The organism is Mycobacterium sp. ST-F2 (genome assembly GCF_001905655.1).
Classification (GTDB): domain Bacteria; phylum Actinomycetota; class Actinomycetes; order Mycobacteriales; family Mycobacteriaceae; genus Mycobacterium.
The window spans coordinates 1-6529 of the sequence record NZ_JMHT01000047.1 but is presented as its reverse complement, the minus strand read 5'-3'; the positions used below and the strand labels follow the sequence as shown (position 1 = coordinate 6529).

Below are 6529 nucleotides of genomic sequence, written 5' to 3'. Positions count from 1 at the left end.
GAGCAAGGTCATCCTCGCCCGAACGGGTTGAACACAATCAATGTCGGTGGGGCCCGGTAGTATCGAACGTATGAGCGAAAGCCTGGTGATAGACCCCGATGCCGATGAGGCGGCGTCGTTGGGTCGCATGACCGAGCTCGAGCGGGTGAAGTCGGCTGCGGCGGCCCAGCAGGCCCGGATTGCGGCCGAACTGGAGGCGCGGCGGGTGGCGGCGGCCGCGGCGGGTGGGCCGCGGGTGTCGCGGGCCGCGCTGGGTTCGGAGATCGGGTTGGCGCGGCGCGAGTCGCCGCATCGGGGTGAGCGGTTGATGGCGATGGCCCGCATCCTGGTCGCGGACATGCCGTGCACGCTGGCCGCGTTGGAGTCGGGTGTGCTCTCCGAGCACCGGGCCGAGCTGATCACCAAAGAGGCCGAGTGCCTGTCGGTGTTGGATCGCCGGCTGCTGGATGCCGAATTGTGCTCGGACCCTGCCACCCTCGATGGTAAGGGTGATGCCGAGATCACCGCCGAGGCCAAGCGGATCGCCTACCGGCTCGATCAGGAGGCGATCGTGCAGCGGGTGCGCCGCGCGCCGGCCGGGCGTCATGTCCGGTTCCGGCCTGCTGGTGACGGCATGGCCACCGTGAGCGTGCGGCTGCCGGCTGCCGAAGGCCGCGCCATGCATACCGCGCTGTCCGATGAGGCGGCGAGCACGCTGGCCTCGACACTGCCGGGCACGACGGTACCGGCCGGGTTGGGCCGCACCCACGACCAGATCATGGCCGACGTGATGGTGCAGCGGGTCACGGGCCGCAACCCGGTGCAGTCGCCGGTGCCGGTGACGGCGAACCTGGTGCTCTCGGATGAGACCCTGCTCGGCGGTGGCGCAGAACCGGCGCATCTGGAGGGGTACGGGCCGATCCCGGCCGAAATAGCGCGGGATCTCGTCGTGGTCGGCGCGCTCGATGCGCAGGGCGCGGCCGCGGTGCGGCGCCTGTACGCCCAGCCGGGCACCAACAAGCTGGTGGCGATGGAGTCGAAATCCCGGGCGTTCCCGAAAGCCCTGGCCCGGTTCATCGCGTTGCGGGATCAGATCTGCCGGACCCCGTACTGCAACGCCAGGATTCGGCACACCGACCACATCCGGCCGCACGCGCAGCATGGCCCGACCAGCGTGCACAACGGTCAAGGCCAATGTGCGCACTGCAACTACGTCAAAGAAGAACCCGGCTGGCACGCGGCCACAACCTACGACCGGCACGGCCGCCACACCGTCACACTGACCACTCCGACCGGTGCGGTCTACACCTCCGCCGCGCCGCCGATGCCGACAGGACTGCAAATCCTGACCCGCAGGGTCCATCTCGCGATCATCGACGAGGGATCGCGCCCGCGGGTCATGCGCAGCTAGCCCTGATGTGTGGCGACTCACGGTTTCCGGCGGCGCTCGGCGGCGCATGATGAAGTCATGGACGGTGTGCTGTTCTTCGACGGCAAGTGCGGGATGTGTACCCGCGCCCGCAATCAATTGCTGCGGATGAATCGCACCGGCCGGCTCCGCACCGAACCGCTGCAGAAGCCCGGCACCGCCGAACGACTCGGCGTAGCACCCGAGCATCTGATGGAATCGGTGTGGTGGCTGGATTCCTCCGGCGAAGTGCTCGGCGGCGCCAAGGCGGCCAACGCCGCCGTGGCCGCGGCGATCGGCACCCGGTTGCCGTTGTGGGTTTATGGCATCCCGGGAATCGGCGCGCTCCAAGAGCGGATCTACCGCTGGGTGGCCACCCACCGCTACCACTTCCGCGGCGTCACACCGTGGTGCGAATCCGCGCCGTCGGAATGTGTTTCAGCGTAAGACGACCGGCAACGTTTGCGGTCCCCGAATGGCGGGGGTATCACGCCACTTGACCGGTCCGTCGATAACCGGTTGGCGGGCAAGGACTTCGCGTAGCGCGACGGTCAACTCCAGCTGGGCGAGCGCCGAACCCAGGCAGTAGTGCGCCCCGTATCCGAAGGCCAGGGGAGCGGGGCCGGTACGGCCCAAGCGGAAGCGGTCGGCTTCGGTGAAGACGGCCGGGTCGCGGTTGGCGGCCGCCACCACGACGACGACGCTGTCGCCGGTGGCGATGTCGGCGCCGCCGATGCGGTGGTCCTCGGTCGCCGTACGCACCGTCGACTGCACCGGGCCGTCGAGCCGGAGAAGCTCGGTGATGACGGCCCTGTCGACGGTGTCGACCTGTTCGTGCACCAACCGAATCAGCCCGGCGCCAAGGAGATTCGCGGTGGTCTCGTGACCGGCGACCGCGATCAGGATGGCCGTCACCACGACGTCTTCGAGTGACAGGTCGGGATCGGTGGCGATGAAGCTGAACAGATCGTCCCCGGGATGGGCTCGCCGGTCGGCAGCGAGCGGCAGGAACTCGGCCATCAATGTGGCCGCGGCACCGAACCCCTCCGCCACCTCGAGTGGATCGGCCAGAGTGCCGAGCATCCGGATGATCGACGGCGACAGTTCACGCAGCGCCGCCGCGTGGCCCGGATCGAGAGCGAGCCACTCGCCGACCACCGCGATCGGCAGGGGCAGCGCGATCTGCGACATGAAATCGAATGGCTCGCCGGTCGGCACCTGTGCAACGACCTCCGCGGTGATCGCCTCCACACCCTCGGTCAGACCGGCCACCGTGCTGCGCGTGAACGCGTCCCGCACCGCGCCGCGCAGCCGGTCGTGATCGGCACCGTCGGTGAAAAGCATCGATGCCTTGGCGAATTCCGGCCCCATCACGGTCATCGTGGCGCGGGCCACCGGATTGGCCAGCGGGTCGCTGGTCCAGCCCGACCCGCCGAGCACCTGCCGGGCGGCGTCGTAGCCGAGCACCAGCCAGCCTTGGGCGACGCTGTCCCACACGACATCTCCGTCGCGGCGGCGGGCTTCGTAGAAGGGGTAGGGGTCGGCGGCGTCCCAGGGCAGCCGGGCCGCGGTGACATCAGCGCCGTTCATGATCGTCCATCCCGAAAGGCAAGCCACGTCGGCGCACCCACGCCACGTGTTGGCGACCCAGTTCAGTCACCGGTTCGTCCACACCGTCCATGTCGTCCAGCGATGCGCGCGCGTAGAAGGTGGCTCCGAGCGCGGTGAAGATGGCATTCATCGACAGGTTCAAACGCGAGAAGAACACGAAGTCGGGCGGCACCGTGATGTGCCGCATCAGGTGGTCGGCGTCGCGTACATCGAGCAACGACGCGACAGCCCGCCGCGACGTCTGTTCGGTGTATGTCACCGGCTGCGGCGCGAGTATCTCGAAGATGATCTCCTGGTACCACCGATATGCGTCGTCCGCGGTGAGCGGGGAATCGGCTGTGAAGAAACCACTTTCGATCATGCCGACGCGCAGATCGTCCTTACGCCCCTCGACGGCCGACCGGACCAACCGGACGATGAGTTGGCGCCGGGACTCCGACAGCACCTTGACGCAGCCGAAATCGACGAAGCCGACGGTGCCGTCGAGGCCGAACCGGTAGTTGCCGGGATGCGGGTCGGCATGGAACAGGTCGCCGTGCCGGTAGGACCCCGTGATGAATCGGGTGATCACCTCGGCCCAGGTGTTCTTCAGCTCCTGATCAGCATCTTGTGCTGCGGCCCAATCCAATCCGTCCAGGTAGGTCATGGTGAGTACACGGTCACCCGATGCCTCGGGAACGACCGCCGGCACCCGGATGAACGGATGGTCGCGGTACAGCTCACTGAACGCGGTGATGTGGGCGGCTTCGCGGCGGTAATCGATCTCCTCGGAGATGCGTTCGGAAATCTCTGCGGCGATGGGGGTGACGTCGGGAAAGATGGTGCCGAGCGTGCTGGCGGCCCCGGCCGCGAAGCGGAACATGGTCGCCAGCAACTCGGTGTTCGACAGGTCGTCGCGAATGGCTTGTGCCACACCGGGATACTGAATCTTCACAGCGACGTCACGGCCGTCGTGCAGGACGGCCCGGTGGACCTGCCCGATCGAGGCCGCCGCCGTCGGTTCGTCGGAGAACGACGCGAACACGGCAGAGATCGGGCGTCCCAGGTCATCCTCGGCAACCTGCCGGGCCAGCGCCGAGTCCATCGGCGGCGCGTCGGCCTGCAGCCGTGTCAGCGCCCGCTGATACGGCGAAAGTTCGCCGGAGCCAATGGCATTGGCGTCGACCATGGACACCAACTGACCGGCCTTCATCAGCACGCCCTTGGAGTGGCCGAGGAGTTCGGCGTACTGCTCGGCGGTGCGTTCGTGGAAGCGCTCGACGGCACCGGTGTTTCCGGCCTTTTCCCGCAGCGCGGCGACCATCCGGCCGCCCGCAGCGCGGGCGGTGAAGCCGGCGACCGGCATGGTGCGGCGGATGCGTCCGCGCGGCACATTCCCGGTCATTGCGACTCCCAGCGTTGTATGGTGACCTAGTACGAAATATATGACCCTTCTTATATCCGGTCAATGGTGGGAGTCAGCAGTGCAAACCTCGACCAAGGAACGGCTGGTCTCCGAAGCCATGCGGCTGTTCAGTGAGCAGGGCTACAAAGCCACCAGCATCACCCAGATCGAGAAGGCGGCCGGCCTCGTGCCCGGCTGCGGCGCCCTGTACAACCACTTCAAGACGAAAGAGGCCGTACTCGCGGCGGGCATCGACCGACAGCTGGATCGGCGGCGGGCCATGCACGACATCAGCGCGCTGTTCGCCGGCGAGGGGGAGTTGCGGACCGAACTCACGCTGCTCGGCCGGTACGTGCTGCGCGTGCTGAATCAGGAAAGTCAGTTCCTGCAGGTCGCGGCCCGCACGCCGGCTGATCAGTCAGACCGGCCGGGCGCTGCCTACGCGGCGCTGGTCGACGGCCTGTACGGGGAACTGGCTGACTGGATCGGAGGCTGCGCGCCCGGCCTCGATCAAGCCGAGGCCAGGCGGATCGCCGTGATCGGGATCAACGCACTGCTGGGCAAGCAGGCGACGCGCGTGGTCTTCCACGCCCCGCAGGCGGACATCTCGGACGAGGAGTACATCGCGGACTGGACCGCGATGCTGGCCGGCCGGATCGAAGCGGCGCGCTAGTCCGGCAAGGTGGCCGGCGGGAAGTACTCGCCTTCCGGTGTCCGGTGCCACCACACGCGCTCGTGCCACAGCTCGCGGCCGGTGCTGTAGCGGTACCGGAAGATCCGCGCTCGCACAAAGCGCGGCGGTGCATCCGGAAAAGGATTGTGCCGCAGCAGTTTCAACGTCGCCGCGTCGCCGCGCAGCAACTGCTCCAGGAGGCCGACGAACCACTGGCGGCCGTACGTCGGCGAGATGGCGGCGAACCACATCATCCAGTCGAGCCGCAGATGGTAGGGCGCCCACTGCCGCGGTAGCCGGCCGACGGCGCCGGGCTTGCCCTTGAATTCGTATTCGCGCCACACGGTTTCGTCGGTGATCTCGTCGTCGTGGGTACCCTCGACCACCACCTCCCGCCGGATGCGGCCGATCGAGCCGAACGCGCCGTACGTATTCACCAGGTGCAGCGAGTTGAACGACGCGTTCATGCGCTGCCGCGACGACACCAGGTTTCGCACCGGCCAGTAGCTCAACACCACGACCAGCACGGTGAAACCGATGACAAGTGCCATGAACCAGGTCGGCGGCGCGGCCAGGGGGGAGGCGGGCACCGGTCCGGCTATCGCACTGAACGCCAACAACATCGTCAACCAGTTCAGCCACGCGTAATTGCCGGAGATCACCAGCCAGAGTTGGGTGATCACCACGATTGCGCCCGCGACAGTGGCGACGGGCTGCGGTGCGAACAGCCCGAACGGCACCACGAGTTGGGTGACGTGGTTGACCGCCACCTCGACGCGGTGCAACGGCCGCGGCAGGTGGTGGAAGAACCAGCTGAGCGGACCCGGCATGGGCTGGGTCTCGTGGTGGTAGTAGAGGCACGTCAGATCGCGCCAGCACCGGTCACCGCGGAGTTTGATCAGGCCCGCGCCGAACTCGGTGCGGAAGACCAGCCACCGGGCCAGCCAGATGACGAGCACCGGCGGCGCGACGGAGGCGTTGCCGAGGAACACCGCCAGAAACCCGGCTTCCAGCAGTAGGGATTCCCAACCGAAGGCGTACCAGCGCTGCCCGACGTTGACGATCGAGAGGTACAGCACCCACAGGACGAGCCAGATGAGCATCGCCGCCCACAGCGGCACGAGATCGCCCGCGCCCGCGACGAGCGCGAGACTCAGCGCGGCGCCGAGCCAGGCGACACCGGCGAAGAACCTGTCGGAGTAATGCCAATGGAAGATGCTCGGTGCCTGCCGGAATGACACCGCGGCGAGATAGCGCGGAATCGGCAACATGCCGTGTTCGCCGAGCAGTGGCCGGAATTGCCTTGCGGCGCAGATGAACGCGATCAGATAGACGCCGGCGATGCCGCGCTCCAGCACCAGCCGGCTGAACCAGTATTCGGGTGCTGAGAACCATTCCATCGCCGAATTCCTGACCCGCCGCTGAACTCCAGGATACGGCGGGGGGGGGCCGGAGAAAGGACAGTGTTCGTTCT

The 6529-nt window shown here is 67.4% G+C and carries 6 protein-coding genes; 3 read left to right on the top strand and 3 right to left on the bottom strand.

Going from position 1 to position 6529, the window contains the following annotated elements:
• Positions 1-70: 70 nt before the first annotated feature.
• Positions 71-1390 carry an HNH endonuclease gene (locus EB75_RS17590; RefSeq protein ID WP_073696634.1) on the top strand — a complete coding sequence of 440 codons (1320 nt, stop codon included), beginning with the start codon at positions 71-73 and terminating at the stop codon, positions 1388-1390.
• A 57-nt stretch (positions 1391-1447) separates the two neighbouring features.
• Complete coding sequence (locus EB75_RS17585; protein WP_073696635.1) at positions 1448-1834, top strand: thiol-disulfide oxidoreductase DCC family protein; 387 nt, start codon at positions 1448-1450, stop codon at positions 1832-1834.
• Here the strand turns inward: EB75_RS17585 and EB75_RS17580 are convergent.
• Entirely contained in the window at positions 1826-2977 is a 1152-nt protein-coding gene (locus tag EB75_RS17580) for a cytochrome P450 (protein ID WP_073696633.1), read from the bottom strand. The genes EB75_RS17585 and EB75_RS17580 overlap by 9 nt on opposite strands.
• Positions 2964-4382 (bottom strand): ABC1 kinase family protein, encoded by a 1419-nt coding sequence (locus EB75_RS17575; RefSeq protein ID WP_073696632.1) that lies wholly within the window; start codon positions 4380-4382, stop codon positions 2964-2966. Before EB75_RS17575 ends, EB75_RS17580 begins: the two co-directional genes overlap by 14 nt.
• Positions 4383-4422: 40 nt before the next feature.
• Here EB75_RS17575 and EB75_RS17570 point away from each other — a divergent pair, with 40 nt between their 5' ends.
• Positions 4423-5055: a TetR/AcrR family transcriptional regulator gene (locus EB75_RS17570; protein ID WP_073696631.1), complete on the top strand. Its 633-nt coding sequence runs from the start codon at positions 4423-4425 to the stop codon at positions 5053-5055.
• Here the strand turns inward: EB75_RS17570 and EB75_RS17565 are convergent.
• Positions 5052-6455: a lipase maturation factor family protein gene (locus EB75_RS17565; RefSeq protein ID WP_073696630.1), complete on the bottom strand. Its 1404-nt coding sequence runs from the start codon at positions 6453-6455 to the stop codon at positions 5052-5054. The genes EB75_RS17570 and EB75_RS17565 overlap by 4 nt on opposite strands.
• Positions 6456-6529 lie beyond the last annotated feature (74 nt).

Excerpts from the sequence above, each read along its gene's own strand:
- EB75_RS17590 (WP_073696634.1), top strand. The coding sequence starts at position 71 with ATGAGCGAAAGCCTGGTGATAGACCCCGATGCCGATGAGGCGGCGTCG.
- EB75_RS17575 (WP_073696632.1), bottom strand. The coding sequence starts at position 4,382 with ATGACCGGGAATGTGCCGCGCGGACGCATCCGCCGCACCATGCCGGTC.
- EB75_RS17585 (WP_073696635.1), top strand. The coding sequence starts at position 1,448 with ATGGACGGTGTGCTGTTCTTCGACGGCAAGTGCGGGATGTGTACCCGC.
- EB75_RS17565 (WP_073696630.1), bottom strand. The coding sequence starts at position 6,455 with ATGGAATGGTTCTCAGCACCCGAATACTGGTTCAGCCGGCTGGTGCTG.
- EB75_RS17570 (WP_073696631.1), top strand. The coding sequence starts at position 4,423 with ATGACCCTTCTTATATCCGGTCAATGGTGGGAGTCAGCAGTGCAAACC.
- EB75_RS17580 (WP_073696633.1), bottom strand. The coding sequence starts at position 2,977 with ATGAACGGCGCTGATGTCACCGCGGCCCGGCTGCCCTGGGACGCCGCC.